The sequence below is a fragment of the Cutibacterium granulosum genome (genome assembly GCF_900186975.1).
Taxonomy (GTDB): Bacteria; Actinomycetota; Actinomycetes; order Propionibacteriales; family Propionibacteriaceae; genus Cutibacterium; species Cutibacterium granulosum.
The window spans coordinates 1039208-1063533 of record NZ_LT906441.1 but is presented as its reverse complement, the minus strand read 5'-3'; the positions used below and the strand labels follow the sequence as shown (position 1 = coordinate 1063533).

Genomic DNA, 24326 nt, shown 5'->3' with positions numbered 1-24326 from the left:
ACCTGGGGAGCGCTGTGGAACGATCAGTCGTCGACGACGGTGACGTCGACACGAATGTTGCCCCGGGTGGCATTGGAGTAGGGGCACACCTGGTGGGCCTTGTCGGCGAGCTGTTGGGCCTCGTCATGCGGCAGGTTCGGGATGACGACCTCGAGAGTGACGGCGAGACCGAAACCCTCCCCAGCACGACCGATCGAGACTCGCGCACCCACCGAGGAGTCGCCGAGGTCCTTCCTCGCCTTGCGGGCGACCAGCTGCAGGGCGGAGTGGAAGCATGCGGCATAGCCAGCGGCAAACAGCTGCTCGGGGTTCGTTCCCTTGCCATCACCGCCCATTTCGACGGGAACGGCCAGATCCTCGACCACGCGCCCGTCGGAGCTCTGGACGTGGCCATCGCGGCCGGCACCGGTGGCAATGGCTTCGGTGGTGTAGATGGGCTCGATCTCAATCATGGTGTCTCCTTGCATGTTGTGGGATGTGTGTTGCCGCTCGTGTCGGGCAACAACACAAGAAACGTAGCTCGCCATTAGGTTGTGCTCAATCTTTTCGTGCAGAGCGTGAGGCACACAGGAGCACCCATCCTGTCTCTGAACAAGCTGGGCACTCAGGACGTGCTCCATTGCCCTGCTGCCCATGGCTCCGAGCGAGTCGGGCACCGCCACGAGGCAACCAATCTCCTGCCTCATCCGCACGGGAGCCCCTCAGCGATTCAGCCGACATATGTCGATGTCATCACCACATCCTTGAAACGTGTCGAAATCTCCGCGATCCATCGACATGTTTCTGAAACATGGTTACGCTGTCACCATGTTGCCGATCCCGGATCAGCCCTATCAGGACCTCCCTCGGCTACCCCCGCCAGGGAGAGTCGAGACACCCACCGTCCTGAAGGCGACCATCACCGCCAGCCGTGCGCTGGCCCGCTTGGACGGAGCATACAAGCGCCTGCCCGATCCCACGATGCTCATCAACCTGATCCCCCTGATGGAGGCCCAGGCCTCCAGCGAGATCGAGAACATCGTGACCACAAACGACGAGTTGTTCAAAGCCGCGAATGGCACACTACCCAACCTGACCCCACAGGTGAAGGAAGCTCTCCGCTACCGTGAGGCCCTCCACGTCGGCTACGAATCACTCGATTCTCGCCCCGTCACCACCCAAACGGCCATCAACGTGTGCTCACACATCCAAGCCAGTCCTGCAAACATTCGCGATCAGCCCGGCACCTACATCGGCAACCCAACGACCGGTCGACGCATCTACACTCCGCCGGAGGGAAGGGACGTCATCCTCGATCATCTCTCAGCATGGGAGCGCTTCATCAACGGCGACCACGGACTCGACCCTCTCGTCGTCATGGCACTTGCCCACTACCAGTTCGAGGCCATCCACCCCTTCTTCGACGGCAACGGTCGCACGGGGCGCATCCTCAACATGCTGATCCTGATTCAGACCGAATTGCTGCGGCTTCCGATCCTCTATCTCTCGGGGCACATCGTACGTCACAAGGACACCTACTACGAACGTCTCAACGCCGTCACACGGAACAACGAGTGGGAACCGTGGATTCTCTTCATGCTCTCCGGAGTGGAGTCGACTGCCCAATGGACACTCGACCTTGTCGAGAAGACCGATCAGATGCGCGTCGAGATGGAACAACAGATCCGCGATCACAACTCCAAGCTGCCCGCCGCCTCACTCGCGCGCATGATGTTCAGCCAGCCCTACCTGCGAATCGACAACATCGTGGAAGCTGGTCTGGCCAAGCGGCAGACGGCAGCCCATTGGCTGACGGATCTCGCCGATTCCGGTCTCATCAGCAAGGAACGCGTGGGGCGAAACGTCGTATTCATCAACAATCGTCTGCTGCAGACGCTGTTCCACACACCACTTCCCGAGTGAGACATCCGATCTGGATCCAGTCACCCGACCGCAGCTACCCACCTGACGTCGACCCCGTCGTGTCATCGTCGAAAGATATGACTGGCCGTAGTGACCCATCAGTCCTCCCGACGCGATCACCAGCGAAGTGCCTTGCCCAGCATCCCGCGCAGTGCGTCCGTCTCGATCTTCCACGTCGTAATGCGACTGGAGATCGATCCAGAACTGCACACCCATGCCGAAGAAACACCCCCAGCCACAGCGCGATGTCTGCGTGATGCACCGAGCCCCGTGCACGATCTTGTTGATACGACGCGGTGAGACACCGACCGGAACGGCACGCTTGTCTGTGTGATGCCGGCTCCAGAAACTCCGCCATGAAGACTCCCCCAGGAGCGATCAGCGCAATCTTGTCCTCCATGTCGCACCACCTGGCGATGGTCAACGAGGGAAGATCACGAGACAAGTGTGCAACGTAATACGTCAGACGCCAGATCAGACCCACCTGAGCTTCCACATCTTTTGGATTGGTGGAGCAGGGAAAATCGCGTCCCACCAGATGTGGAAGCGCACCTCCGTGAGCTTCGGATCAGCGGACATATCTGGATAGTGACCACTCAGGCTGTTCCGGTAGTCCGGATCCCAAACCGGTTGAAACACACGAACCGTGCGTGAGCCTCATCGGGTTGAACGTAGGAGTAGGCAGCAACTCTCGTATCGAGACGGACTTGATGGGAACCAAGACACAGATGTCGGGATGCTGGTCCAGCTTGACCTGACTACACTTCCCGCAGGAAGGGACCACGCCACGGCATCCATCGCCGACTGCAACCACCGTCGCCAACTAATCCGCATGTGTACTGGCCGGCTATCCCCAGTACTACGAGTTCTGCACACGGACCGTCATTGATGACGCGATGGCTGCCAACACCGACATGGACGTTCCCGTCAAGGTCCAGCGCGGTGGCTGCAACGATGTGATTCGGGTCATCCTCAAACGTTGCCGCCAGCACAGTGGCTGCTGCGATGGCAGCATCGTCGTTTGCCCAACCCCGTCGACGAGGTCATGCTCAGCCATTTCGCCCTTGAGGGTTGGGCACAATCTCATGTCAACCATCGCCAAGACGCGTCACACCAAAACGGGAGCTACACGTTGACCCTCAACTCGACCGGGTTACATCAGCGTCAGCGGTGTGTGCTCCATTTCAGATTAACCCGGTTTATCGCTGGGGCGGCGCCGGGCACACCGACGAAATGATGGACGCAGGAGCAGCCCATTCACTCAGCCGGGTCAGGAAGGCGTGATCGTCGACCAAGGATCGCGTCTCCATTCCACCGGGGATCAGGACGATGTTGCGACCGGCGGAGCCATCCATATCCTCAGTGGTCATGACCGCCGCTCCCTGATTGCTGCGAATCAGACCAAGGTCGACCACGCTGAAGGTCACCTCTTACCGGTCAGACAATCGACCCACAGTTCAACCGGGTCAAAGACATCGAGAAGTTTTCGTCTTCCCAAGCAGTCAATTCGCACATTTCACGCATTATTGATCATCGAAAGAGTACTCACGCATGCACTCTGATTTTCCCACTGCCCCAGGCATTCCCCACCAATTACAACATCAATATTTCATTGTCTAACCCTTGCATCATCGCGTTCATTCCGACGATGAATGACAGCCCAGTCCTGTGCAATTTCATGAGTCTTTGCTCTTCAGGATTCACTGATGGACTGAACTCTTCCAAGCCGCCATGAGAAGCGGAAGAGCTGCAGAAAAGACCAATATAAATAGCCTATGATTATTTGTAAACTGCGTCTACAAGAGAAGTCCTTATGCGTGTATTGATCATTGGTAGCACTAAAAAAGCGACAATGCGAGACACGACGAGTCCTAACCATGGGCGGTGCGGTATTCTTTCATCCTCATCTTTTCATATTTGAAAGTCGATATCCCCACAACCCCGGCCCACCACACCCTCACCCAGATCCGGGATCGCCCATACCGCCTGGTGAGCCCCAGGACTGTTAAGGTGCTCGTCTCCGCGCGTGGCGAGCAGTTCAGACCGCTTTGCCCACACACAACGCCAACCAGTCAACACCGCCTGTAAAGGCTCTCGTACAAATCCCTTTTATCGATGCCCCGGTCACGTACACAGATTGCTTACATACACGTCATATCCTTCAGATACTGCTGACAACGGTATCCCAGAGCGGATCCCAGCCATGCCACACACAACTACAGCACTGTCGAATCCGACAATCCAGATGCCCATTGCCAGATCGTCGATATGCGCGGCGGCGCCGATGGTTGATGTCCTTCAGCCTGGTACCCGTTACCGAAAGAGAGTCGTGCACCCACCATGTCAGACCAGAGCTACACGTTGAACCTGAACTCCACGGTATCTCGTTGCACAGTTACTTTCTCGTTAACACCATCCCCACCGGGATGGGCGTGGACGTCAACGTGAAGATCTTGGACAGCTTCGCCACGCACGTCGCCCCCGCGTTGGGTTGGCTGCCGAACCGCGAAGGCCCAGTTACCGGCTATCTCATCGACTAATTCCCGCAGGTCGCAAGCTCTTCGCTCCAATGTCAGTTCAGTGCGTGTTGAATAGTTCAGTGAATGATGTATAGTTCAGCACATGCTGACCACTGCTTCACGCCTCGACGTCATGAACCGGCTCGGCCGGGCCATGGCGGATCCGACGCGTTCCAGAATCCTGATGACCCTACTCGACGGCCCGAGCTACCCGGCCGTGCTCTCGGACAGCTTGAATCTGACCCGCTCGAACGTCTCGAACCACCTGACCTGCCTGCGCGACTGCGGCATCGTCGTCGCCGAGCCAGAGGGCCGCAAGACCCGCTACGAAATCGCCGATCCGCACCTCGCGGCAGCGCTCGACGCGCTGGTGAACGCGAAGTTGGCTGTCGACGAAAACGCCCCCTGCATCGACCCTGAGTGTTCGGTGCCCGGCTGCGGCGAGAGGGGAGCGGACGCATGAGCTCGGCGTGTGGGTGCGAACACGAACCCGCCACGGAGATCGAAGAGCTCGATCGGCCATGGTGGAAGGACCCCGAGTTGCTACTGCCGATCTTCTCCGGCGTAGCCCTCTGCATAGGCCTGGCGTTGGACTGGTCCGGACTGGAGACACCCGCGACAGTACTGTTCTGGGTCGGCCTGCTGTTGGGCGCATACACGTTCGCGCCTGGAGCGATCCGGAACCTTGTCACGAAGCGCAAGCTCGGCATTGGCCTGCTGATGACGATCAGCGCGGTTGGCGCGGTGATCCTCGGCTTCGTCGGAGAGGCCGCGGCGCTAGCGTTCCTATACTCGATCGTCGAGGCACTGGAAGACAAGGCGATGGACCGGGCCCAGGGCGGACTGCGGGCACTGTTGAAGTTGGTACCGCAGACCGCGACGGTGCTACGCGACGGCACGGCGGTCGAGGTCGCAGCGAAGGACCTCGTGGCTGGTGAGCTGATGCTCGTGCGCCCCGGGGAGCGGATCGCCACGGACGGCATCATTCGGTCTGGGCGCTCCAGCCTTGACACCTCAGCGATCACCGGAGAATCCATTCCGGAGGAGGTCGCGCCCGGCGACGAGGTCCCCGCGGGAGCGATCAACTCCGCCGGTGCGCTGGAGGTCGAAACGACCGCAGCTGGAACGGACAACTCACTGACCACACTCGTGGACCTGGTCGAGCAGGCGCAGGCGGAAAAGGGCGACCGCGCCCGGATCGCCGACCGGATTGCCCAACCCCTAGTGCCCGGAGTGATGATCCTGGCAGTGCTGGTCGGCGTGATCGGCTCGCTGCTGGGCGACCCCGAGACGTGGATCACGCGTGCGGTGGTGGTTCTGGTCGCAGCGTCGCCGTGCGCGCTAGCAATCTCCGTGCCGCTGACGGTCGTGGCCGCGATCGGCGCGGCCAGCCAGTTTGGCGTGGTCATCAAGTCCGGCGCGGCGTTCGAGCGGCTCGGCGGCATCCGTCACCTGGCGGTGGACAAGACCGGAACCCTCACTGGCAACCAGCCCGAGGTTACCGGCGTGGTCCCGGCAGACGGATTCGATCGGGCGCAGGTGCTTGCCTTCGCGGCAGCAGTTGAGCAGCAGTCGACGCACCCTCTCGCCGCGGCGATCGCGGCAGCGGGGCCCGAAGCACCCGCCGCCCTAGACATCAGCGAGGAAGCCGGACACGGCATCGGCGGCACCGTCGAAGGCCGACGGGTGCTGGTGGGCAGCCCCCGGTGGATCGATGCCGGGCCACTGAAGGCAGACGTTGAGCGCATGGAGTCCGAGGGCCAGACCTGCGTCTTGGTCACCGTCGATGGCGCCCTAGCCGGGGCGATCGGGGTCCGCGACGAGCTGCGGCCCGAGGTACCCGAAGCCGTGCAGACCCTGCACGCCAACGGCGTGGAAGTGAGCATGCTCACCGGCGACAACACTCGCACCGCCCGGGCGCTGGCTGCAATCGCCGGAATCGACGACGTGCGCGCCGAGCTGCGCCCAGAGGACAAGGCAAGCATCGTCGCCGAACTCTCCTCCAAGACGCCGACGGCGATGATCGGCGACGGCATCAACGACGCTCCGGCATTGGCGGGCGCGACGGTGGGCATCGCGATGGGAGCGACCGGTTCTGACGCCGCGATCGAGTCCGCTGACGTCGCCTTCACCGGCCACGACCTCCGGCTGATCCCGCAGGCGCTGCAGCACGCCCGCCGAGGCAGCAGGATCATCAACCAGAACATCGTGCTGTCTCTGGCCATCATCATCGTGTTGATGCCGCTGGCGATCAGCGGCGTGCTGGGCCTGGCCGCCGTCGTGTTGGTTCACGAGGTCGCCGAAGTCATCGTGATTTTGAACGGCCTGCGGGCTGCGCAAGCGAAGCGCTGAGTCGAGTTACGTTGGCGCCATTTCAAAACTCGTGCTGCCGTGCTTCATCGACACGGCCCGCGACTACCCGGGCAGTGTGTTTGGCAAAGGGCCCGACACCCATCAGGGTTGCCGAGCCGTCGCCGGTCCAGTTGCCGTAGCCGACGAGATACAGATTCTTCACCGCGGGTTCGCGGCCACGCATGAGGTGGCGGAATGGGCCGAGGGCCGGACGGAAACCAGTGCACCAGATCAGATGGTCGTGGTCGAGCTCGCTCAAACTATCGAAGATGGGGGTAGCGCTGAGCGGGCCGGAATCGCGGAGCTCACGGAGATGAGGAAGCGCGACAATGTCCCCGAGGTTCGGGCCGGAATCGCCACCGAGAATCCGGCGGCGGCTGCGGAGAAAGAGATCGCGGCCATCGACATCATCAGGCATCCAGCGCGGCCGCTCAAGCGTGAACCATGTGACCTCCGACGTCACGAGGAGGTCCGCGGCGATCTGGGCCCCCGAGTTCGCCCCGCCGACCACCGCGACCTTCGCGCCGCGGAATGGTTCGGGGCCGGGGTAGGTCGACGAGTGCCACTGGCGGCCGCGGAAGGTGCCGGGATAGTGGGGCACGAAGGGCGCGGACCACGTGCCGGTGGCCGCGACAACGTGGTCCGCTGTGAATTGGCCGACGGTCGAATCTAGGAAGAACATCCCTCCGTCGTGGGACACGCTGCGCACGTGCACTGGGCGCCTAACCGGGAGGTCGTACCGTCGTTCGTAGTGTTCGAGGTAGTCGATGACATGGCTTGCCGGCGGGTACCCCGGGTACTGCGGCATAGGCCAGCCGGGCAGGTTGGAAAACGCCGCGGCGGAGAAAAGCGTCAGTGAAGGCCACGCGTGCAACCACGCTCCGCCGGGGCCTCCTGGTTATCCAAAACGAGAAAATCTACCTTGAGACGCCGAAGGTAGTATGCCGTAGCTAGGCCGGACTGGCCACCACCGACGACGATCGCCATGTGATGCTCAGCCAATCGATCATCCCTCCATAGTCTCCCGGAAGCGCCGCTCAGTGTCGCTTCTCCCCTCATCGGGCAAATGCCCACCCAGTTATGTCTCGGCGACCTCCCCATCGGGAGTGGTCGGTTTCACGCGCATGCCACCATCTCGCAGTTGTTCAGCGATGCACGTTTTCAGTTCCACGAGCTTACCCTTACCCTTATCCAGCGGGCCGGCAAGCTGGATCGACTGTGAGTCCCTCGCTCGCACTCATGCCCGCGATTGAAAGGTCAGCAGTGTCAGCAGCAATCGCACGATTTCAATGAACGATCTCGTTGATCCTGCGAGGGAGAACGCCGATAGAGACAGCGAGCTTGTGCTGGGTAATGTCCATCTCCCAGAGACAATCTTCCATGAGGATCTCCCCCGGATGTACAGGGGGGAGCTTGGCAGTGGTAGTCAACAATCTCCACCTCGCTCTCGATTCCACAATCGTTCAGCGTCCTTGTCGGCGAACGGCTGGACCGCGCTTCAACCTACCCCCAATAACGCGAAGCGTCATTAACCCTCGTTACACGTTAAACCTGAACTCCACCACGTCCCCATCGGCCATGACGTAGTCCTTGCCTTCCAGGCGCAACTTTCCGGCTGCTTGGGCCTCCTTCTCTCCGCCGTACTCGACGAGGTCGTCGAACGAGACCACCTGGGCCTTGATGAACCCCTTCTGAAAGTCGGTGTGGATGACGCCGGCGGCCTCGGGAGCAGTGTCGCCCTTGTGGATCGTCCAGGCGCGCGACTCCTTCTCCCCCGCGGTGAGGAAGGTCTGCAGTCCCAGGGTGTCGAATCCGACGCGGGCCAGCTTGTCCAGGCCCGGCTCCTCGATACCGGCGTCGGCAAGGAACTCCTCGGCGTCCTCGGGCTCCATCTCGGCGAGTTCGGCCTCGAACCCGGCATCGAGGAAGATGGCCTCCGCAGGTGCCACGAGCTCCGACATCCTCGTCTGGAACGCCTCGTCGGCCAGCTGGTCCTGATCGCAGTTGAAGACGTAGATGAACGGTTTGGTCGTGAGCAGGAACAGGTCGTGCAGGGGTTCGGGGTCCAGGCCGACCGAATAGATCGTGCGGCCCTCCTCGAGCACCTTTTGGGCCTCCTGCCAGGCCGCGAGCTTGGGGCGGGACTCCTTCTTGATCGCCGCCTCCTTGGCAAGCTTGGGCAGCTGCTTCTCCATCGTCTGCAGGTCGGCGAGCACCAGCTCGGTGGTGATGGTCTCGATGTCATCGGCAGCGTCAACGTGGCCGTTGACGTGAGTGACGTCGTCGTCGGCAAAGCACCTGGTCACCTGGCAGATGGCGTCGGCCTCCCGGATGTTGGAGAGGAACTCGTTGCCCATCCCCTCGCCCTGGCTGGCACCCTTGACGATGCCGGCAATGTCGACGAACGAGACGGTCGCCTGCACCGTCTTGGCCGAGTCGAACATCTTTGACAGCACGTCGAGCCGCTGGTCCGGCACCCCCACGACACCGACGTTGGGCTCGATCGTCGCGAACGGATAATTGGCCGCCAACACGTCATTGCGAGTCAGCGCGTTGAACAGGGTTGACTTGCCGGCGTTGGGAAGACCGACGATTCCAATGGTGAGTGACACGTCTACCTATCTTAGTCTCTCGAGTTCTCCGGCCGTGGTTTCCCGGGCCGCGGTTTCAGTTCATGGATTCGTTCCAGTATGCCTTCAGCGCCCGCGACAGGTACGCAAGATCGGCGGTACCGGCCAGTTCCCGGCTGGAGTGCATGGACAGCAGCGGCACACCGACATCCACCGTGACGATCCCCAGTCGAGTGGCGGTGAGTGGACCGATCGTCGTGCCACAGGGCACCGCATTGCTGGAGACGAAATCCTGGGTGGGTACCTCTGCCGCCCGGCAGACTCGCCTCCACAGTGCCCCACCGACCGCATCACTGGCATACCGCTGATTCGCGTTGATCTTGAGCAGCGGGCCGGCGTTGAGCAGCGGATGGTTGTTCGGATCGAACTTCTCCACGTAATTGGGATGGACGCCGTGGCCGGCATCGGCGGAGATGCACGAGGATCGTGCCAGCATCGCCCGATACTGCGCCCCGGTGTGACCCAGCCCCTCGGCAATGCGCACCAACACGTCCTCCAGGAACGGTCCGCAGGCCCCCGAGCGAGTCGAAGAGCCCACCTCCTCGTGGTCGAAACACGCCATGACGGCAACGTCGCCACGCGGCGCGACATGCGTGAATGCCGCAATCGAGGAGTGCACCGACGACAGGTTGTCCATGCGCTGGCTGGCGAGGAACTCTCCTCGTGCCCCGATGACGGCTGGTGACTGGGTGAGATGGGCGAAGACGTCGAAGAACGCGAGATCGTCGTGGCTGATCGACGCAGCCTCGCACAGCAGCTCCTCGGCGTCCAGATCGGGATTGGCCACCGAGAGGATCGGCAACAGGTGTTTCTGCCGATCGAGCTTGAGATCATCGTTGACGCTGCGATCAAGGTGTGGGGCGAGCTGGCTGATGCGCAGGATCGGACCGGTGCGCACCAGATGGACGGTGCCGTCGTTCGCCACCAGCCGACCGGCGAGGCCGAGATCACGATCCAGCCAGGAGTTGAGCAGACCGCCACCGTAGACCTCCATGCCCACCTGCTGCCAACCGGCGTTGGTCGTGGTCGAGTGGGGCTTGAGTTTGAAACTCGGCGAGTCGGTGTGCGACCCGACGATGCGGAATCCTGCCTTGTCACCGACGTTCTGCGGGGTGATCCACGCCATGACGGCCCCGTCGCGCACGACGAACCGCCGGCCTGCCACCTCGGGCCAGGGCTCGGTCTCGTCCATACGCGTGAACCCGGCATCCTGAAGCCTGCGCGCCAGCTCGGCGGCGGCATGGTAGGAGGTGGGGGACGCCTCAACGAACCGGATCGTGTCGGCGATGTGATCGGCGAATTCCTGTGGAGCTTCGGTGCTGGCCATGCCTTCATTTAACCAGCACAGTTGGCCAGCGTCATCGAACACGGCTCTGACAAGGCCAGAGAGTGTGAGGAAAAAATGTCACACCCTTACACGACAATGGAGCCATGAACACGACGACGATTGTGGCCATCATCCTGGCCCTGGTGTGTGGACTGGCCGTGGGGTGGCTGCTGGCCAGCCGCGTGGCTGCCGGTGACGCGCACCGTCAACGTATGGAGCACCAGGCCGAGTTGGAACGTGCCAATGAGGCGTTGAGTCAACAATTTCGCGCACTCTCCACCGAGGCTGCCGCCACCCAGCAGCGCACCGCCGAACACACCGCCTCCCAGACCCTCGCCTCGGCGCAGCGCATGATGGATCCCGTCTCCCAGGCACTGCGCCAACTGGACCAGCGTCTGCTCGCCGTGGAGAAGGAACGCACCGAGTCGTCGGCCTCGCTCAAGGAGCAGATCGCCGGGATGCGTAACCTCAACGAGTCGCTGCGCAAGGAGACGGCGTCGCTGTCCACTGCGCTGCGCCGGCCCCAGGTACGGGGTGCGTGGGGTGAGATGCAGCTGCAGCGGATCGCGGAACTGGCCGGGATGCTCGACCACTGCGACTTCCGCACCCAGTCGACGACCACCGCCAACGGCACGGCGCAACGCCCGGACATGACGGTGTACCTGGCCGGGAATCGGTGCGTCCACATCGACGCGAAGACGCCACTGGAGGCTTTCCTCGACGCTGCCGCCACCGACGATCCGCAGTTGCAGCGGGAGCAGCTGGGCCGGTTCGTCTCCCACGTGCGCACCCACATCGCGCAGCTCTCGAGCAAGAAGTACTGGGCGACCGACGTGACCTCCCCACAGTTCGTCGTCCTCTTCCTGCCCTCCGACGCCCTGCTGCAGGCAGCGCTGAGCAACGACCCGAGCCTGCACGAGTACGCCGCCAGCAAGGACATCGTCCTGGCGAGCCCCTCGATCCTCATCCCCATGCTGCGCGTCATTGCCCTGGCATGGCGCCAGGAGTCGATCGTGGAGTCGGCCACCGAGATTGCCGAGCTGGGACGCCAGCTGCACGCCCGACTGGGCACTGTGGCCGATCATCTGACGAAGATGGGCAAGTCGCTCACGGGCAGCGTGGAGGCATACAACTCGCTGGTGGGTTCCCTGGAGTCGCGGGTGATGGTCAGTGCACGCAAGTTCGAGGACGTCCAGGCGACTCGGGAGACGCTGCCAGCCACCCAGCCAGTGACGTCAACCACCCGGCCACTGACCGCCCCGGAATTCACCGACCCTGCGTTCACCGATCGCAGCAAGCAGTCCTGAGGACATGTGAGTGCGCTCATGCTGGAGTCTCTGGTGGCAGGTGGCGAGGCTGAACTGTCCCGGGCGAGGCTGGGCTGCCCGGGGCCGTGCCGGAACGTCTGAGCCCCGGGATTTGTCGACTGGACGCTCACGTCGTTCTGGTTCACTCAGTCTGGGCAGACTTCACCCGTCGCTGCCGCAGTTGGGGAGGCAGGGCGAACGACAGGGACTCCTCGATGAGGGTCTCCTCCACCGCCGGTGGCCAGCCCTGGGACTCCAAGAGTTCCAGGACGCCCTGCACCAACTCCTCGGGTACCGAGGCTCCAGAGGTGACGCCGACGGTGGCAACGTCCTGCAACCACGCGGAATCGATCTCGGAGGCATTGTCGACGCGATACGCCGCCCCGGCCCCGGACTCCACGGCGACCTCGACGAGACGGCCGGTGTTGGAGGAGTTCTGTGACCCGACGACGATGACCAGGTCACACTTGGGTGCCATCTGCTTGACGGCGTGCTGCCGATTCTGGGTGGCGTAGCAGATGTCGTCGGAGGGTGGGTCGATGAGATGGGGGTGCACCTTGCGGATCCGCTGCACCGTCTCACTCGTCTCGTCGACGCTGAGGGTGGTCTGGGAGAGCCAGGCGATCGGCTCGTCGGGGTCCATGCTCAGGGCGTCGACGTCCTCAGGGGTCTGGACCAGGGTGATGTGGTCGGGTGCCTCACCCGTGGTGCCCTCCACCTCCTCGTGGCCGGCATGGCCGATGAGCAGAATCCTCGTACCATCCTGGGCGAACCGTCGTGCCTCGTGATGCACCTTGGTGACCAGCGGGCAGGTGGCGTCGATGGTGCGCAGGCCGCGTCGTTTGGCCTCCTGCTGCACCTGCGGGGAGACGCCGTGTGCCGAGAAGATCACCAATGAGCCGTCCGGAACCTGGTCGAGGTCGTCGACGAAGACGGCGCCACGCTCCTCCAGGTTCTCCACGACGTGCTTGTTGTGGACGATCTGTTTACGCACGTACACCGGTTCGCCATACGCCTGCAGGGCACGTTCGACGGTGACGACCGCCCGGTCCACACCAGCGCAGTATCCACGCGGTGCCGCGAGCAGAAGCGTCTTCTCAGAGTGAGCCATGACCCCAAGTTTACGAGGCCACACCAGACCACCAGGCACCCCAACGATGGTTCACGCGCAGCTGAGCCGGGCACATCACGTCATACGGCTTCACGTCACGACATTTCTCACTGCCTGCCCTCACCAACAGACTCCCCGCTCCGTCCAAGGGTGGTCGGCCGCTGATTCCAGGGCACCCGTACGCTCCTTGGCACCCGTGGGATGGGGTGGGGCGTGGCCCCGGCGGCCACTGGCATCCCCGTTTTGACATCTATGCGTGCGGAGGACGGCGCACGAGCTCGGATGGGTCCGCCGGACTGGTGGCCTGACATCCATGGAACGGGACCGGCGAGGATCACTGGCGCACTGCCCTGACCCGCATCACCTGACACCACTGTCCTGATCCACATCATCTCGGCACCATCTCCCTCGGCGCCATCTCCCCGGCTCACAGCACCCGGGTCTCATCGAGACGAACCCACCACCTGCACTGACCCCACGTCCTGTGGTCTACTGGCAGACATGGATACCTCCGCCGCCACGTCCAGTCCAGACGCGGCAGTCTCCCTGTCGTGGGTCGTCAACTCGGTGCGCGACTGGGTGGAACGATGCTCGAGCATCTGGGTCGAGGCGCAAATCATCGAACTCAAACGCCGCTCGGGCTATCAACAGTTCCTCACCCTGCACGACGTCACCGAGGAAGTCTCGGCCACCGCCACCTGCCCACGCCACGTGCTCGACGCAGCGGGCCCGGTGGAGGCCGGTATGACGGTGTTCGCACTCATCCACCCCACGGTGTGGCGCAAGAGTGGTCGGCTGTCGTTCGTCATCGCCGAGATTCGCCCCACTGGCCAGGGCCAGCTGCTCGCCCAGCTGGAGAAGCGACGCCGTCAGTTGGAGGCCGAAGGACTGTTTCGTCCCGAGCTGCGCAAGCCCCTGCCGCTGCTGCCGCAGGGCGTGGGGCTCATCACCGGGGCGGACTCCGACGCGCAGAAGGACGTCGTCCGCAATGCCCGGCTGCGCTGGCCTGCCGTGCGATTCGTCATACGCAACACCTTGGTGCAGGGTCCGCACGCCGTCGGGCAGATCGTCACGGCCCTGGCCGATCTGGATGCCGATCCCAGCGTCGACGTCATTGTCCTGGCCCGGGGCGGCGGGTCGTTGGAGGATCTGCTGGCCTTCTCCGATGAGTCCCTGGTGCGCGCGGTGCATGCCGCCACCACCCCGGTGGTCTCGGCGATCGGCCATGAGGCCGACACCCCGATCGTGGACCTCGTCGCCGATCTGCGCGCTTCCACCCCCACCGACGCCGGGAAACGCATCGTTCCCGATGCTGCCCAGGAACGCGACGGGGTGAGCCAGGCCTTGGCCCGGATCCGTCAGCTCATCGACTCCCGACTGAGGGCCGAGGAGACCGCCCTGAGCAATCTCATGAGCCGTCCAGTGATGCGCAACCCCGCTGCCAGTCTTGCGCTGGAGGCCGAACGGATCGAGATCATGCACCGTCTACTGCGCGTACAGGTCGACCGTCACCTCACCGGGCGCAGCCAGGAACTCGATCATCTCATCGCCCAGGTGCGATCCCTCTCTCCCAAGGCAACCCTCGACCGGGGCTACGCGGTCCTCACGAGCCCTTCCGGGGAGGTTCGGACCAGTGTGTCCGACGTCCACCCGGCCGACGCCATGGTCGTGCGTCTTGCCGATGGCGAACTCGATGTCACCGTCAACGCCCTACGACCAACCCCGTCGTCAACGTCACCCACCACCGCACCCGACAAGGAGCAGTCATGACCGACGCACCCCTCCCCGAGAACCGCGACAGCGCAACAGATCGAAATGCCGCCACGGATCAGACCACCATGGTGACCCAGAACGCCACCGAGCAGCTGGGCAACGATGAGCTTCCCAGCAGCCCAACCGACTCCGACGAGGGTCTCAGCTACGAGCAGGCCCGCGACGAGCTCATCTCCATCGTTCGCAGCCTGGAGAATGGCGGTGCCGACCTGTCCCGGACGATGCAGCTGTGGGAACGCGGCGAACACCTGGCCACCATCTGCCGAGCCCATCTGGATGGTGCCAGACGCCGATTCGCACAGACCCAGGTCAGCGAGGAAGCCGGAGCAGAGGAGGCCCGAACCACCTCCGACGACCAGGCCGATCCCCGCACCTGACGGACGGCCCCGTCACCTCGTCACACCATGTCCTCCATCATCGAGGTGACCAGGGCGGCGATCTGGGAGCGCTCGGAGCGCACCAACGTCACATGCCCGAACAGGTCGTTTCCTCGCAGCCGCTCAACGACCGCCGCAACCCCGTCGTAGCGCCCCACTCGCAGGTTGTCGCGCTGGGCGACGTCGTGGGTGAGCACCACGCGGGAGTTCTGGCCGATGCGGGAGAGCACGGTGAGCAGCACATTGCGTTCCAGGGACTGGGCCTCGTCGACGATGACGAAGGCATCGTGCAGGGAGCGGCCGCGAATGTGGGTGAGGGGTAGCACCTCGAGCAGTCCACGCTGGACGACCTCGTCGATGACGTAGTTGTTCGTCAGTGACGACAGGGTGTCCAGGACGGCCTGCCCCCAGGGTGCCATCTTCTCCCCCTCGGAACCGGGCAGGTACCCGAGATCCTGACCACCGACCGCGTAGATCGGTCGGAACACGATGACCTTCTTGTACCGCTCCTGCTCCAGGGCGAGTTCCAGACCCGCCGCCAACGCCAGCGCGGATTTTCCGGTACCGGCTCGTCCACCCAAGGACACGATGCCAACGCTCTCGTCGAGCAGCAGGTCCAGGGCGATGCGCTGTTCCGCGGAGCGGCCGTGGATACCGAATGCCTGGGCATCCGGTCGTACGAGTTTGACGCTGCCGTCGGCCGTACGTCTGCCTAGGGCGCTGCTCGTCGGGCCCTCCAGGACCAATCCGGTGTTGACCGGCAGGTCGTGGGCCTCGTCCAGATCGACGGTGGTGCGTTCGTAGAGCCAGGAGATGGCCTCGTCGGACACGTTGAGAGTGGCCATCCCGGTCCACGTGCCCTCGGTGGCGAGCTCGTGACGGTACTCCTCGGCGGCCAGACCGATGGCCGAGGCCTTGACACGCAGTGGCAGGTCCTTGCTCACCAGCACGACGTCGTGCCCGTCATCGCGATAGTTCGCGGCCACCGAGAGGATGCGGGTGTCGTTGTCGCCCAACCGGAATCCGTCCGGCAGCCCGTAGGGTTCGGAGTGATTGAGCTCGACCCACAGCTGTCCGCCATCGTCGTTGAGTGGGATCGTGTGGTCGAGCCCGCCGTTGCGGATGCGCAGGTCGTCGAGCAGTCGCAGGGCGGCCCGGGCCAGGTGTCCGAGTTCGGGGTGGTGCCGCTTGCCCTCCAGCTCGGTGATGACGACGATCGGCAGGACGACGAGGTGCTCGGCGAACCGCAACATCGCCTTGGGATCGGACAGCAGTACCGAGGTGTCGACGACGTAGGTTCGCCGTCCCGGCATCGGAGAGGGGATCTCGGTGCGGGCGCACGGCTGAGAGTTGCTGGACAAGGTGGGCCTCCTGCATGTTCATCGGCGCCGCCTGCGGGAAAGAACCACGAGGTGCCGCAAGCGGTCCTGCATCCAACCTATGAGGGCGACACCAGTAGCGGCATGGGCTTGGCGAACTTCAGACAGATTTCACCTTGTGGCCATCTGGACGACATCTGACGCCGACACATCAGCTGCCCAACCCCAGACCTCGACCCCTTGCCTCGACTTCCTTTTCCCAGGCCCGTACCCGGCACGTCCTGCCCGGCACGATTCCCAGACGTCGAGACCACACCCGGGGCGCCCAGCATTGGCCCGCCCAGCTCAGAGCACCGCCAGGCCGATGGCGATTCCGTGACAGATGGCCCCCACGGCGGTACCAGCATGGAACACCTCGTGGAAACCAAACCGTGGCGAAGGGTTGGGCCTCCTACGCGCGTAACACACGGCACCAATGGTGTAGAAGACGCCACCAACGAGGATGAGGATGACGACTGCCGGGCCACCAGTACGCCAGAACTGCGGCAGCCACCACAGAGCCGTCCACCCCATGACGACGTAGAGAGCAGTCGAGACCCACCGTGGCACCGAGCTCCACCAGAACCTCAATCCCACCCCGATGAGTGCGCAGGTCCAGATGATCGCCAGCAGCACCACTCGGGACGATCCATGGCTCATCGACACCGCCAGAGGCGTGTAGGTACCAGCAATGAACACCGCGATGTTGGCATGGTCGATCCGTTGCAACACGGACTTGGTTCGCATGCTCCACCGGCCACGGTGGTAGGCAGCGGAATTACCAAAGAGCATGAGTCCGATGAGAGTCCACACGGCCAGGGCGAGTCGATCACCCCAGTGGTCGGCCGCGATCATGAGCCCGAGCCCGCCAAGCACCATGACAGGCACCATGACGGTGTGGATCCAGCCGCGCCACAGTGGCTTCCCGCTGGTGGACGCCGGGCACTTCGCAGTTTGCCGGGTCTGCGCAGCGGCCTCGGACATTGCTGCATCGTCCTTCGGGGGTGTCTGGCGGCCAGTGACCATGTGGGATCAGTCCTCTCGTGGTGTCGCCTCCCAACCTACCGCTCGGTAACTTGTGTGTGACACCCGTTCTACGAAGCGGGAGCGATCCTGGGAGAACGGGAGCATCCGGGGACGACGACCAGGCCTTGGCAGAGTCGCTAGGCTTTGTGCCATGGGCAAAGTCGAGCACTACGCGACGCGGTTGTCGGAAATCATCGACCGCATGCATCCCTCCGGGCTTCTGTACAGCACCTATGAGGGACGTCTGCTCGCCCAGCTCGATCGTTCTCGTCTGCCGCAGCATGTTGCGGTGCTCGCCGACGGCAATCGGCGGTGGGCCCGACTCAACGCCCCCGGGCAACCGCTGGTGGCCGGCTACGAGGCTGGGGCCGACAAGCTCACCCAGTTCTGCTCCTGGTGCGACGAGGTGGGCATCCCCATCGTCACCTTGTGGGTGCTGTCCACCGACAACCTACAGCGAGCCCAGACCGGAGAGTTGGAGGAACTGCTCAAGGTCATCGAGGAACTGGTCGTCACCTTGTCCCGCCACCCTCACTGGCGAGTACAGACGGTGGGTGATCTCGGACTGCTCCCCGACGAGATGCGCTCCACCCTGTGCACGGCGACCGAGCGCACTGCTGACCACACCGGCATGCACATCAACGTGGCCATTGCCTATGGTGGACGACACGAGTTGCGCGACGCCGTGCGCTCCCTGCTGGCCGAGGAGGCCGACAAGGGCACGAGCCTGCGCGACCTGTCGCAGACCGTCGACATGGACCAGATCTCCGAGCACCTCTACACCCGTGGCCAGCCCGACCCCGATCTCATCATTCGCACCTCCGGGGAGCAGCGACTCTCCGGGTTCCTCATGTGGCAGTCGGCACACTCGGAGTTCTACTTCTGCGAGGCCCTGTGGCCAGATTTCCGCAAGGTCGACTTCCTGCGTGCACTGCGCTCCTTCACGCAACGGGAGCGACGCTACGGACGCTGACCTCCAGCGTTTTCGTCGATCCGTGGGTCGGAGTCACCACTGGCCAGGTGGAAGATGACGCCAAGCGCGATAGTATTGAGCAATGTCTGAGTCTGAAAGCACTGTGTGGCTGACCCAAGAGGCATATGACAAGCTCCGCGAGGAGCTCGACTACCTCAAGGGCGAGGGCCGCACCACGATTGCCAACAAGATCGCCGAGGCACGTGCCGAGGGCGACCTGTCCGAGAATGGCGGATACCACGCCGCACGTGAGGAGCAGGGCCAGGCCGAGGCGCGCATCCGCCAGCTGGAGCAGATGCTCCGGGAGGCCAAGGTGGGCGAGGCCCCGTCCACCCCCGACGAGGTCGTCCCCGGTTCCAAGGTGACGGTGGCCTACTCCGGCGACGAGGACGACACCGAGACCTTCCTGCTGGGCTCACGCGAGGTCATGGGTATCGACGACTCGGTTGACGTCTCCGTCTACTCCCCGCAGGCACCTCTTGGCGGTGCCGTGGTGGGCCATCACACGGGCGAGACCGTCAGCTACAAGGCTCCCAATGGCAAGACGATCGAGGTGAAGATCCTCTCGGTGGAGGGATTCTCCGCCTGAGATTCCGCCCCTGCGATGCCCCGAATGGAACGGGGACATCGGCACAGCAGGGGTTGGAAAAATCTGTTGCAGCGGCCGTGGGGTTTCGTACTCCACGGCCGTCGGCGTCTCAGACGTGGCGTACGGCGATGTGCCCCACGAGTACGGAGAGATCCAGCCGCGCCGAGCCATTGCCGACCACGTACTCATCGGTGTCGCCGGGCTCGGGCCAGGACACGATGCCGTTGTGGCTGGTGGCGCGTACCGCAACATTGGCTTCCGCAGTGAGTCGAACGGTGAGATTGCCCGACTCGACGCGGATCTGGGAATGCCCGGTGTCGAAACTTCCCCGAACGGTCGTGGATCCAGCCTGGACCAGGCCACTACGGATGTGGCGCACGTCAGCCAGTTGGGCTGCACAGGCCGTGGTACGCAGGATTCCCAACTCCTCGATTCCCTCGCTGTGCAGCGCGCCACCGGACACCTCGACGTCGACTGCCAGCTGGGGGTTGACACGAATGACGATTTCCCGGCCCAGTCCCAAGTCCTTGAGGTCCTCGGTGGTACGCGGCATCTTGAGACGAAGCAGCCCCGACAGATCGGGGGCGAGATGCCCTTCGCAGATGATCTGGATCGTCGTTCCCCGTCGACGCCGGGTGTGCTCTCCCTCAACCGTGACACTGGCAACCGAGGGGTCGGCGATGAGTCGGACACGTCGTCCGGTGGCCTGGATGCTCACCTGATCGGCAACTGGCGAGCTGGTGGACGTCTGTCGCGGTGCGTTTTCCCGGCTGGGCCGGGCAGTGCCCTCGGAAGCGTCCGGTCCGCCGGCCGCGGACACCTTGTGCCACATGTTCGTCAATCCCTGACGAGCCTCCGACGGCACCTTGGCCCACCCGTCTCCCAGAACCTGGCGAGCCGCTGACCACGCAGACCGAGCGTCGAATGCACCGGCACCGGGAGCATCGGAACCGTCTTCACTCTCCGAATCAGAACTGCTGGGGTTCGGGTGCCCGGCCGAGCCTTCTTCGTGGACCGCCCTGTCGTGAGTGTTCCCGTCAGGGCCGTGCATGTGGTGATCCTGTCCAGCAGTGGCCCAGGAATCACGTTCATCGTGACACGTCGTGGTACTGGAGCCGGGCGAGTCCTTGTCGCCAGATTCTCCGGGGGCCTGCCTGACGTGTGCCTCGTCCCTGGTCACCTTGGCGCTGTGGCGGCGAGATGGGTCGGATTCACGAGACTGCACGTCGGGGGCTTCATCCCGCACGCTTGGCTTCTCAGCGCATGACTCTCCGGCACCCTGCTCGTCGGCAGCGGATCCCCCGACACGGGTCTCACCAGCACGAAGACCGCCGGTGTAGGAGGCTCCCACGCCCTCGCCTGCCGACGCCGACCCGGTCTGGGCATGCCGAGCTGGACGTGACATCGAATCCGCGGAGTCTGCGTCTGCCGTGCTGAATCGGCACCCACATCGGCCACCCTCGTCCGAAGGCTCCGAGTCGTCGGGTCGCGATTGCCGTCCGCCCACCTGGGACGGCCGTACATCAGTACCGTTCGCCTCCGCCTCCTCGAGGAGCCGTTCTGCCTGGATTGCCGTGATGCGTCCAGCGGCCAGGTCGGCAAGGATCGCGGGAATGTCAGAGCTCATGACTCCAAATGTATGGCCCCGGGCAACTCTGCGCGGCATTCGGGGCGACAATGCCTCGACACCTGGGCCGTTCACCACCGGGAGAGGCACCCATGAGACTCATGAGGTCGTGACGCCGTCAGCCCGGGCTTGAATCCCTCACGTGTCGAGTGCCGGTCGGTGGTTGTATGGATCATGCAGCGGTAGCGTTGTGCGTGACGCAATCCGCCGTCGCCCCACCCTCAGCCCGTACTCGGGCTCCACTTCCCGCGGAGGATCATGACTCCCAAACCACTCACGGAACTCATCAGCCCGGACTGGGCGGCTGCCTTGGAGCCAGTGGAGCCTCAGATTCACCGGATGGGGGATTTCCTGCGTCACGAGATGGCCGAGGGCCGCAGCTACCTTCCTGCCGGAGACGCCGTACTGCGTGCGTTCACCCTGCCCATGTCGCAGGTGCGGGTTCTCATCGTCGGTCAGGACCCCTACCCGACGGTAGGCCATCCGGTGGGGCTGAGTTTCTCGGTGGACCGTCATGTGCGTCCACTTCCGCGCTCGTTGCAGAACATCTACACCGAGTTGCACGACGACCTGGGAATTGCACCGTGTGAGCACGGGGATCTGTCGGGATGGTTCAACCAGGGGGTCCTCCTGCTCAATAGGTGCCTCACCGTGCAGCCCGGTCATCCGGCGTCGCATCGCGGCAAGGGGTGGGAGGACGTCACGGCCTGCGCCATCGACGCCCTCGCCCATCGCGGTGGTCCTCTGGTGGCGATCCTGTGGGGACGTGACGCGCAGTCCCTGGAGCCGATGCTCGGCGGCATCCCGATCGTGAAGTCCTCACATCCCTCCCCCATGTCGGCACGCTACGGATTTCTCGGTTCGCGACCGTTCAGTCGCACGAACGAGCTGCTGGAACGCCAGGGAGCGGACCCCATCGACTGGGATCTGTCGCATTTCTGACCGGACTCACCACCCCACCCCTTGGAGGGATCATGCCAGACATTTCCCGCACTGACCAGAGCAATGCTCTCCCGACCCGCCCCCTGCCCGGCCGTGACACTCCCGTCTTGGACATGCCGTTCTTCCATCGAGTGTTCGGGGACCGATTGGATCGTCATTTCGAGCAGGGCGAGACGATCTACCTTGCGATGGGGTGCTTCTGGGGAGCTGAAAAACTGTTCTGGCAGGCTGACGGTGTGCTGCAGACTGCGGTGGGATTCATGGGAGGATCCACTCCCCACCCCACCTATCGCGAGGTGTGCACCGGGCAGACGGGACATGCCGAGACCGTCCGGGTGAGTTACGACCCCAGTATCATCACCACCGACGAGATCCTCCGACTGTTCTACGAGAACCATGACCCCACGCAGGGAATGCGTCAGGGCAACGATGTGGGGACCCAGTACCGTTCCGCGATCTGGTGCACCACCGCACAGCAATACCTTCGTGCCATCGCGCTACGAGGGCAGTTCCAGGGGCAACTTCTCCATGCGGGTTACGGCGCGATCACGACGACGATCGACATGCAGCTCGACCATGAGTTCCATCTGGCTGAGGCAGAGCACCAGCAGTACCTCGACGCCAATCCCAACGGGTACTGCCCGGTTCACGCCACTGGAGTCTGTCTGAGCGGGGACTGATGCACTGCTCTTGCGCATCGCGAGTCCAGGACCATCCCGCCCGTCCGCGCCCATCCCATCGCGTTCGTGAGGCAGACCGGATCCGGCGAGCCCCTGGAACGCCTCCGGCTGGAGCAGTCCTTGCAGGAAGCAACAGTCCTTGACGGAGACAATGCGCGGCATGACAGGTACAGGCTCTGGCAGGTGTATCAGGCATGGCGCAAGCCCAGAGACAGTTCGACCCGGCACCAATGCCCGCCTCGCGAGCATGACGCCGGGTCAGATCTGTTGAGTTGCGTGTCAACCTATGACGTTGATGAGAACGACGCACTCGGGGGTCTTGGAGCGGAAGAGCTCCTTGGTCTTGTCGACGAGACCAGCCCATCCGGCTTCGAGGGCGTACTTCTCGTGGATGGCTTTCCGGACCTCGTCGAAGAGGGGACCTTCGGAGAGGACACGTACCCGCCCCTCCAGCACAGGTTCCGTCTCCACGGGTCGTCCCCGTTTGTCGCACTCCCGCACGCTCACCACACCGTCCGTGACGAAGCGGTCGCGCACACCCGTGTCGTCGGGCAGCCAGAACCCAATACTGGTGTCGCTGACGCTCACCAGCCGTTCAACGCTGCTCTGTGCCTGGCCATAGGAGTCATAGGAGGTGACAAGAATCCACTCAGCGGTACGCAGGCTCACGGTCATTCCCCATGCTCAGGGCCGGGCTCACCAGCAGTGCCAGCATGCCCATCCGTAGCCACGTCATCAGGAGAAACGTGTCCGTCAGCCTGCGTCGAGGATGCGGCAGCACGATCGGCCAGGGAATGCTCCCCAGCAGAACCACCACGACTGATGGCATTCTCTCGGATGGCAGCTTCGCGTTGATCAGCGGCCTCGCGCAGGGTGTCTCGACGAACATTGCGAGCAGTACGCCCGGGAAGGCCGATGGCCAAGCCGAACAGCAGACCGACGCCCAGACCGAGACCGGCAGCAATCCAGATGCGCGGCATGGGGTTGGAGAGGTTGTCAATGGTCTTGGCAGCGTTTGCGGCACCCATGATCTTGTTCATGTCCCAGGACAGCTTGAGCATGAAGTAGATACCAAAACCGGCAAGGGCGGCCCCGAGGATGCCCAATGTCATACGTAGAGCTTTCACAGCTCGATCCTACGGTGTCGACGCCCAATGTTGAACAGAACCAGCAGTAATCTGGGGATCATGGCAACGATTCGACCAGCCACTTCCACAGACATGGGTTTTCTTGCCCACCTGCTCCGCCTGATCGCCGGGGAGCCGGGAAAACCGAGAACGCTGGACGAGTGCCGTGCCGATCCACGCATCGCCTGCTACGTGGATGGTTGGTCACCAGATCAGCTGGGGGTGATCTGCATGAACGCCCACACTCGAATCGGAGCGGCATGGTTACGACAGTTCACACCGTCTGACCGGTCGCGTGGCTTCGTCTCCCCCACCATCCCGGAACTGTCCCTGGCCCTCGTTCCCGAGTACCAGGGCAGGGGGCGTGGGGCGTACCTTCGAGACGCCTTCCTGGCCCATGCACAACGACATGGTGTGAACTCCATCAGTGCAGCAGCACGGAGGAACGCTCCGGGGCTGCAGAGATTCCTCGCCGAAGGTGGTTTCTCACCAGTGTCCGAGGGGGAAACAGAGATCACCTATCTGCACGTCTGCCAATGAACGTCAGGCACGGCGGCCGATCTGACACGATTCCCATTCAACCGCCAGCCGTTCACACCGTGGCGGACAGGGCGCGGTGAAAAGCAATGGAGCACTGCCGACTCCACTCACCTGGCTATGCACGACGGATCGACAGATCCGGATCCCAGGATCACCCATGACTGGT

Annotated in this window: 23 protein-coding genes; 11 read left to right on the top strand and 12 right to left on the bottom strand. The window is 63.4% G+C overall.

The window, feature by feature from the left end:
• Positions 1–23 precede the first annotated feature (23 nt).
• Positions 24–452 (bottom strand): organic hydroperoxide resistance protein, encoded by a 429-nt coding sequence (locus CKV91_RS04445; protein ID WP_021104565.1) that lies wholly within the window; start codon positions 450–452, stop codon positions 24–26.
• Between the two features lie 325 nt (positions 453–777).
• Between CKV91_RS04445 and CKV91_RS04440 the strand changes: the two genes are divergently transcribed.
• Positions 778–1902, top strand: coding sequence for a Fic family protein (locus CKV91_RS04440; RefSeq protein WP_021106201.1), 1125 nt, complete (start codon positions 778–780; stop codon positions 1900–1902).
• 1199 nt (positions 1903–3101) lie between these two features.
• Here CKV91_RS04440 and CKV91_RS09790 read toward each other — a convergent pair.
• Complete coding sequence (locus tag CKV91_RS09790; RefSeq protein WP_231933811.1) at positions 3102–3272, bottom strand: type 1 glutamine amidotransferase family protein; 171 nt, start codon at positions 3270–3272, stop codon at positions 3102–3104.
• A gap of 1252 nt (positions 3273–4524) precedes the next feature.
• On the opposite strand from CKV91_RS09790, the gene cmtR reads away from it, so the two are divergent.
• Both cmtR and CKV91_RS04410 read left to right on the top strand, forming a co-directional pair.
• Complete coding sequence (cmtR, locus tag CKV91_RS04415; protein WP_065861017.1) at positions 4525–4884, top strand: Cd(II)/Pb(II)-sensing metalloregulatory transcriptional regulator CmtR; 360 nt, start codon at positions 4525–4527, stop codon at positions 4882–4884.
• Positions 4881–6773 (top strand): heavy metal translocating P-type ATPase, encoded by a 1893-nt coding sequence (locus CKV91_RS04410; protein ID WP_021106204.1) that lies wholly within the window; start codon positions 4881–4883, stop codon positions 6771–6773. Before cmtR ends, CKV91_RS04410 begins: the two co-directional genes overlap by 4 nt.
• 22 nt (positions 6774–6795) lie before the next feature.
• Here the strand turns inward: CKV91_RS04410 and CKV91_RS04405 are convergent, their stop codons facing one another.
• The 4 genes from CKV91_RS04405 to CKV91_RS04390 all read right to left on the bottom strand — a co-directional run bounded on the left by CKV91_RS04405 (position 6796) and on the right by CKV91_RS04390 (position 10730).
• Complete coding sequence (locus tag CKV91_RS04405) at positions 6796–7581, bottom strand: NAD(P)-binding domain-containing protein (protein ID WP_197691364.1); 786 nt, start codon at positions 7579–7581, stop codon at positions 6796–6798.
• Between the two features lie 44 nt (positions 7582–7625).
• On the bottom strand, positions 7626–7760 hold the full coding sequence (locus CKV91_RS10070) for an NAD(P)-binding protein (protein ID WP_197691363.1): 135 nt from the start codon (positions 7758–7760) through the stop codon (positions 7626–7628).
• A gap of 551 nt (positions 7761–8311) precedes the next feature.
• A complete protein-coding gene (gene ychF / locus CKV91_RS04395) occupies positions 8312–9385 on the bottom strand; it encodes a redox-regulated ATPase YchF (RefSeq protein WP_065861016.1) in 1074 nt (357 codons plus the stop codon).
• Between the two features lie 55 nt (positions 9386–9440).
• Positions 9441–10730 carry a M18 family aminopeptidase gene (locus CKV91_RS04390; RefSeq protein WP_065861015.1) on the bottom strand — a complete coding sequence of 430 codons (1290 nt, stop codon included), beginning with the start codon at positions 10728–10730 and terminating at the stop codon, positions 9441–9443.
• A 104-nt stretch (positions 10731–10834) separates the two neighbouring features.
• Between CKV91_RS04390 and CKV91_RS04385 the strand changes: the two genes are divergently transcribed.
• Positions 10835–12037, top strand: coding sequence for a DNA recombination protein RmuC (locus tag CKV91_RS04385; RefSeq protein WP_065861014.1), 1203 nt, complete (start codon positions 10835–10837; stop codon positions 12035–12037).
• Between the two features lie 142 nt (positions 12038–12179).
• Here CKV91_RS04385 and CKV91_RS04380 read toward each other — a convergent pair whose 3' ends face one another.
• Positions 12180–13148 carry a 4-hydroxy-3-methylbut-2-enyl diphosphate reductase gene (locus tag CKV91_RS04380; RefSeq protein ID WP_036957933.1) on the bottom strand — a complete coding sequence of 323 codons (969 nt, stop codon included), beginning with the start codon at positions 13146–13148 and terminating at the stop codon, positions 12180–12182.
• Between the two features lie 501 nt (positions 13149–13649).
• Between CKV91_RS04380 and xseA the strand changes: the two genes are divergently transcribed.
• On the top strand, positions 13650–14918 hold the full coding sequence (gene xseA / locus CKV91_RS04375; RefSeq protein ID WP_021104580.1) for an exodeoxyribonuclease VII large subunit: 1269 nt from the start codon (positions 13650–13652) through the stop codon (positions 14916–14918).
• Positions 14915–15298, top strand: a complete 384-nt coding sequence (locus tag CKV91_RS04370) for an exodeoxyribonuclease VII small subunit (protein ID WP_021104581.1) — start codon at positions 14915–14917, stop codon at positions 15296–15298. Before xseA ends, CKV91_RS04370 begins: the two co-directional genes overlap by 4 nt.
• 20 nt (positions 15299–15318) lie before the next feature.
• On the opposite strand, the gene CKV91_RS04365 is transcribed toward CKV91_RS04370, so the two are convergent.
• A complete protein-coding gene (locus CKV91_RS04365; protein ID WP_021104582.1) occupies positions 15319–16611 on the bottom strand; it encodes a PhoH family protein in 1293 nt (430 codons plus the stop codon).
• 351 nt (positions 16612–16962) lie between these two features.
• Complete coding sequence (gene trhA, locus CKV91_RS04360; protein ID WP_095141079.1) at positions 16963–17640, bottom strand: PAQR family membrane homeostasis protein TrhA; 678 nt, start codon at positions 17638–17640, stop codon at positions 16963–16965.
• A gap of 193 nt (positions 17641–17833) precedes the next feature.
• On the opposite strand from trhA, the gene CKV91_RS04355 reads away from it, so the two are divergent.
• Complete coding sequence (locus CKV91_RS04355) at positions 17834–18655, top strand: isoprenyl transferase (RefSeq protein ID WP_021104584.1); 822 nt, start codon at positions 17834–17836, stop codon at positions 18653–18655.
• A gap of 82 nt (positions 18656–18737) precedes the next feature.
• Entirely contained in the window at positions 18738–19244 is a 507-nt protein-coding gene (gene greA / locus CKV91_RS04350) for a transcription elongation factor GreA (RefSeq protein WP_021104585.1), read from the top strand.
• Positions 19245–19353: 109 nt separating this feature from the next.
• On the opposite strand, the gene CKV91_RS09780 is transcribed toward greA, so the two are convergent.
• Complete coding sequence (locus CKV91_RS09780) at positions 19354–20871, bottom strand: hypothetical protein (RefSeq protein WP_021106209.1); 1518 nt, start codon at positions 20869–20871, stop codon at positions 19354–19356.
• Between the two features lie 258 nt (positions 20872–21129).
• Between CKV91_RS09780 and CKV91_RS04340 the strand changes: the two genes are divergently transcribed.
• The gene (locus CKV91_RS04340) at positions 21130–21813 is read left to right on the top strand and encodes a uracil-DNA glycosylase (protein WP_021106210.1); all 684 of its coding nucleotides are present in this window, start codon (positions 21130–21132) and stop codon (positions 21811–21813) included.
• Positions 21814–21845: 32 nt separating this feature from the next.
• The gene (gene msrA / locus CKV91_RS04335) at positions 21846–22493 is read left to right on the top strand and encodes a peptide-methionine (S)-S-oxide reductase MsrA (protein ID WP_021106211.1); all 648 of its coding nucleotides are present in this window, start codon (positions 21846–21848) and stop codon (positions 22491–22493) included.
• Between the two features lie 279 nt (positions 22494–22772).
• On the opposite strand, the gene CKV91_RS04330 is transcribed toward msrA, so the two are convergent.
• Together CKV91_RS04330 and CKV91_RS04325 are read right to left on the bottom strand one after the other, a co-directional pair.
• Complete coding sequence (locus CKV91_RS04330; RefSeq protein WP_155944926.1) at positions 22773–23162, bottom strand: hypothetical protein; 390 nt, start codon at positions 23160–23162, stop codon at positions 22773–22775.
• Between the two features lie 2 nt (positions 23163–23164).
• On the bottom strand, positions 23165–23605 hold the full coding sequence (locus CKV91_RS04325; RefSeq protein WP_021106213.1) for a hypothetical protein: 441 nt from the start codon (positions 23603–23605) through the stop codon (positions 23165–23167).
• 75 nt (positions 23606–23680) lie between these two features.
• On the opposite strand from CKV91_RS04325, the gene CKV91_RS04320 reads away from it, so the two are divergent.
• Positions 23681–24160 (top strand): GNAT family N-acetyltransferase, encoded by a 480-nt coding sequence (locus tag CKV91_RS04320; protein ID WP_036957938.1) that lies wholly within the window; start codon positions 23681–23683, stop codon positions 24158–24160.
• The last annotated feature ends 166 nt before the right edge of the window (positions 24161–24326 follow it).

Coding starts and splice junctions, on each gene's coding strand:
- CKV91_RS04370 (WP_021104581.1), top strand. CDS start 14,915: ATGACCGACGCACCCCTCCCCGAGAACCGCGACAGCGCAACAGATCGA.
- CKV91_RS04340 (WP_021106210.1), top strand. CDS start 21,130: ATGACTCCCAAACCACTCACGGAACTCATCAGCCCGGACTGGGCGGCT.
- CKV91_RS04365 (WP_021104582.1), bottom strand. CDS start 16,611: ATGCCGGGACGGCGAACCTACGTCGTCGACACCTCGGTACTGCTGTCC.
- cmtR (WP_065861017.1), top strand. CDS start 4,525: ATGCTGACCACTGCTTCACGCCTCGACGTCATGAACCGGCTCGGCCGG.
- CKV91_RS04325 (WP_021106213.1), bottom strand. CDS start 23,605: ATGACATTGGGCATCCTCGGGGCCGCCCTTGCCGGTTTTGGTATCTAC.
- CKV91_RS04405 (WP_197691364.1), bottom strand. CDS start 7,581: ATGCCGCAGTACCCGGGGTACCCGCCGGCAAGCCATGTCATCGACTAC.
- CKV91_RS10070 (WP_197691363.1), bottom strand. CDS start 7,760: ATGGCGATCGTCGTCGGTGGTGGCCAGTCCGGCCTAGCTACGGCATAC.
- CKV91_RS09780 (WP_021106209.1), bottom strand. CDS start 20,871: ATGAGCTCTGACATTCCCGCGATCCTTGCCGACCTGGCCGCTGGACGC.
- CKV91_RS04320 (WP_036957938.1), top strand. CDS start 23,681: ATGGCAACGATTCGACCAGCCACTTCCACAGACATGGGTTTTCTTGCC.
- CKV91_RS04410 (WP_021106204.1), top strand. CDS start 4,881: ATGAGCTCGGCGTGTGGGTGCGAACACGAACCCGCCACGGAGATCGAA.
- CKV91_RS04380 (WP_036957933.1), bottom strand. CDS start 13,148: ATGGCTCACTCTGAGAAGACGCTTCTGCTCGCGGCACCGCGTGGATAC.
- greA (WP_021104585.1), top strand. CDS start 18,738: ATGTCTGAGTCTGAAAGCACTGTGTGGCTGACCCAAGAGGCATATGAC.
- CKV91_RS04440 (WP_021106201.1), top strand. CDS start 778: ATGTTTCTGAAACATGGTTACGCTGTCACCATGTTGCCGATCCCGGAT.
- CKV91_RS04390 (WP_065861015.1), bottom strand. CDS start 10,730: ATGGCCAGCACCGAAGCTCCACAGGAATTCGCCGATCACATCGCCGAC.
- CKV91_RS04355 (WP_021104584.1), top strand. CDS start 17,834: ATGGGCAAAGTCGAGCACTACGCGACGCGGTTGTCGGAAATCATCGAC.
- CKV91_RS04385 (WP_065861014.1), top strand. CDS start 10,835: ATGAACACGACGACGATTGTGGCCATCATCCTGGCCCTGGTGTGTGGA.
- msrA (WP_021106211.1), top strand. CDS start 21,846: ATGCCAGACATTTCCCGCACTGACCAGAGCAATGCTCTCCCGACCCGC.
- CKV91_RS04445 (WP_021104565.1), bottom strand. CDS start 452: ATGATTGAGATCGAGCCCATCTACACCACCGAAGCCATTGCCACCGGT.
- xseA (WP_021104580.1), top strand. CDS start 13,650: ATGGATACCTCCGCCGCCACGTCCAGTCCAGACGCGGCAGTCTCCCTG.
- trhA (WP_095141079.1), bottom strand. CDS start 17,640: ATGTCCGAGGCCGCTGCGCAGACCCGGCAAACTGCGAAGTGCCCGGCG.
- CKV91_RS09790 (WP_231933811.1), bottom strand. CDS start 3,272: ATGACCACTGAGGATATGGATGGCTCCGCCGGTCGCAACATCGTCCTG.